The 3,138-nt window shown below is 58.7% G+C and carries 3 protein-coding genes; 1 reads left to right on the forward strand and 2 read right to left on the reverse strand.

Annotated elements, in window-relative coordinates; all coding sequences use genetic code 11:
* Positions 1–247: 247 nt before the first annotated feature.
* Positions 248–703: a hypothetical protein gene (locus KGA97_RS29290; protein ID WP_223481978.1), complete on the reverse strand. Its 456-nt coding sequence runs from the start codon at positions 701–703 to the stop codon at positions 248–250.
* 283 nt (positions 704–986) lie between these two features.
* On the opposite strand from KGA97_RS29290, the gene KGA97_RS29295 reads away from it, so the two are divergent.
* Positions 987–1,496 carry a YkgB family protein gene (locus tag KGA97_RS29295; RefSeq protein WP_223481979.1) on the forward strand — a complete coding sequence of 170 codons (510 nt, stop codon included), beginning with the start codon at positions 987–989 and terminating at the stop codon, positions 1,494–1,496.
* A 60-nt stretch (positions 1,497–1,556) separates the two neighbouring features.
* Here KGA97_RS29295 and KGA97_RS29300 read toward each other — a convergent pair whose 3' ends face one another.
* Positions 1,557–2,399, reverse strand: a complete 843-nt coding sequence (locus tag KGA97_RS29300) for a helix-turn-helix transcriptional regulator (RefSeq protein WP_032832844.1) — start codon at positions 2,397–2,399, stop codon at positions 1,557–1,559.
* Positions 2,400–3,138: the final 739 nt, after the last annotated feature.

Consider the following 3,138-nt stretch of genomic DNA (forward strand, 5'->3'; position numbering starts at 1 on the left):
CGGCAAGGATGCCGCGGTAGCCGCCCCCGGCCATGGATGGCCGATGGCGGCGGGCCCACGGAGCAGGACCGGAGCGAGGGCATGCCGAGCCTAGGCGAGGCACCGAACGAAAGGGGCAAGAGCCCTTTGGTTACTTTGGGGCTTTTCCAAAGTGACTCGCTGTAAAAGCGAAACCATAAGCGGCCGTTACCGCAGCAACGGATATGTACACCATTCCCAAATCCGCCGCAGGCTAAAAAACCGCAGCTCAGTTATTGCGCAACAGCACGTAAGCCTCACCACCATCACGGTCATGCTGAAGAATGAAGTTTGCGCCCTGCAGGCTAACCTTCGACGGCACACGATCCGCCACCGCTGCCTGCGAATAAGGCTGCACAGCGCTCAGCAATTGCCGGGTCAGGCTATCGTCGGACTGGCTCGGAGTCGTGACCACGCACTCTTTCGCAGACAACTGCACCGCAAGGTTTTTGTCAGCCGTGAAGCCGATACGGGTAAAGCCCATATCCTGCAGATCATCGATACCGTAACGCTTGGCGGCTTCGGCCGAACCAGCGAACGATGGCGCAGTCTTCAGGCAGATGTCGGTGAAAGCTTCAATGGCCTCGGACTTGACGGGAATCGGAGCATTCGGGGTTGTTGCAGCGCAACCGGCGAGCAAGAGAAGGCTGGACAAGGCGAGCTTGCGAAACAACGAACCGGACATGACGCTGGGATCCTTCCATTTGAATACGACGCGCAACCATCGGGTCGCGTGCCACTTGAGCAGGTGGGCCCGAATGGTAAAACAAGCCCGGCCTCCACCGCGAGAGGATGAGCGTCGAGGCCCTTCTCATTCAGCACCAACAATGAGTCAAGACGATCTGCATCGGACTCAATACGTTCAGAACCCAATAGCGCGGCATCAAAGGCAACACTGTCTCCACTCCCAACGCACACCGCGTTGGGGTGTGAAAGGTATTGCCACCCCACTATTGGAAGCCTGACTCATGAAAACCTTAAGCATCGAGAACTACAAAACCAATACCGCCTCTGGACAATCATCGCTCGGGAGCAAAACCACAGCGATTGGAACTTACGGAGCGTACTTTGCCCTCGCCGTGATCTACTTCTGGTTCGGTGGCATGAAATTCACTCACTACGAAGCGCAAGGCCTGGTTCCGCTGGTGAGCAATAGCCCTTTCCTGGGTTGGGTCTACAACATTTTCAGCGTCGATACCTTCTCCAGTTTACTCGGCGTCCTGGAAGTCTCGATCGGTGCTCTTATTGCAGGTCGACTGTTGTCACCGAAGTTTTCATTGATCGGTGGCGCGTTGTCAGCCGGGCTGTTTTTCACGACGTTGAGCTTTATGTTGTCGACACCAGGAGTGATCGAACCCAGCCTCGGCTTCCCGGCCATTTCGGTTGCACCGGGCCAGTTTCTCCTGAAAGACATCGGGTTGCTTGCCGCCTCCATCTTCGTGGCCGGCCATTCATTAACCGCGCTGGAAAACCGCTGAATCGATGATCCTTCTCTTGGGATGGCCTGAAGCAATTCGATGTTTTCAGGCCATGCCCCATCAAGAAAGTCCGTCCCCCTCTCCCGCCAAATCTTTCAGCCAGTCCCGAGGGCTGTAGCCCGTCTTGCGACGAAACGCGCGAGCAAGTGCCGAAGGACTTTCATAACCGACTTCCGCGGCGATCAGCGTAATCGGCCGCCCTTCACGCAAACGCTTCTGCGCCAGGCTGATACGCCAGCTCAACAGATAGTCCGCCGGTGTCTGCCCTATAACGGCCCGGAAGTGCACGGCATAGGCCGCACGCGACATGTTCGACTCGCTCGCCAGTTCCGCCACCGACCAGGCACGGTGAGGTGCGTTGTGCATTTGTACCAGCGAGCGCGCCAGTCGCGAATCCGCGAGCCCGGCCATCATGCCGGTCCGCAGTTGGTGATGATCGAGCAGATGTCGAAACAGCAGGATGATCAGTAATTCGAACAAGCGATCCAGCGCCGCTTCCCTGCCGCAATGTCCGGCTGCCGCCTCAACGAACATCCATCGCAGCGTATCGGCCAGCTGCGGCAACTCTTCCAGGGGCAGCACCAGGCAATCGGGTAGCGAGGCAGACAATGGGTTATCGACCCCACCCTCAAACTCCATTGACGCACACAGGAGTTGAGCGCCCTCGGGCTCACCGGCGAACAGTTGATGCCGGCTTGGGCGTGGCAGAAAAATCAGACTGGGTTGCGTCAGCAGCACGTCCTTACGGTCGCCGCCCCGCAAAGTGATGGTACCGGCCTGCAGCAGGTGAATATGACCACGCTGGTCGGCGCCATCGTACGCCGCCATACCGCACAGCCTGCCGTTGTAAAACAGGTGTGCGCGTACGCCGAACTGCGAAAACAACGTAGACAGGCGATCCATGGGTATTCTCTTGGAGTGGTTTTGACTGGGTGTATATCCGTTGCTGCGGTAACGGCGGCTATTGGTTCCGCCCTTACGGCGGGTCACTTGGAGAAGCGCCAAGTAACCAAGCGCCCGCGCCCCTGACGTACGGTGGCTCGCTAAGGCTCGCCATGCCCTCGCTCCGGTCCTGCTCCGTGGGCCCGCCGCCATCGGCCATCCCTGGCCGGGGGCGGCTAACCCGGCATCCATGCCGGGTTGCCCACTACGCAGAACCTCCACTCGGCCTTCCGACGGGGCAGATCAAAATCAAAAGCCAAGCAAAAGCCAAAGCGAGGCGGCCTGCCAGCCGACCTGTCTCTATAACCGTACGCGCTCGCCTTCACTGCTGCGGTCACTCATTCCGGATATGTACACCTATCCCCTGTAGGAGCCGGCTTGCTGGCGATGGCGTTGGGTCAGTCGGCGCATTTATTGACTGGACGGACGCTATCGCCAGCAAGCCGGCTCCTACGGTTGATCGTATTTATCCAGACACATCTGCATTTACCCTGTAGGAGCCGGCTTGCCGGCGATGGACGTCAACGATAACGCGGGCTGTCTGAATCAACGCGGTGTCTGGGCGTTTTTCGCCGGCAAGCCGGCTCCTACAGGGAATCCCATACGCTTTTGATTCTCACCACTCATCAGGCCGAGCGTTAGCTCGCCTTCCGCTTTTGATCTGAGCGCCCCCTCGAGAGGCCGAGCGCAGGTTCTGCGC

Origin of the sequence: Pseudomonas sp. BF-B-15 (assembly GCF_019946675.1) — a bacterium.
In the GTDB taxonomy this organism is placed as follows: Bacteria; Pseudomonadota; Gammaproteobacteria; order Pseudomonadales; family Pseudomonadaceae; genus Aquipseudomonas; species Aquipseudomonas migulae.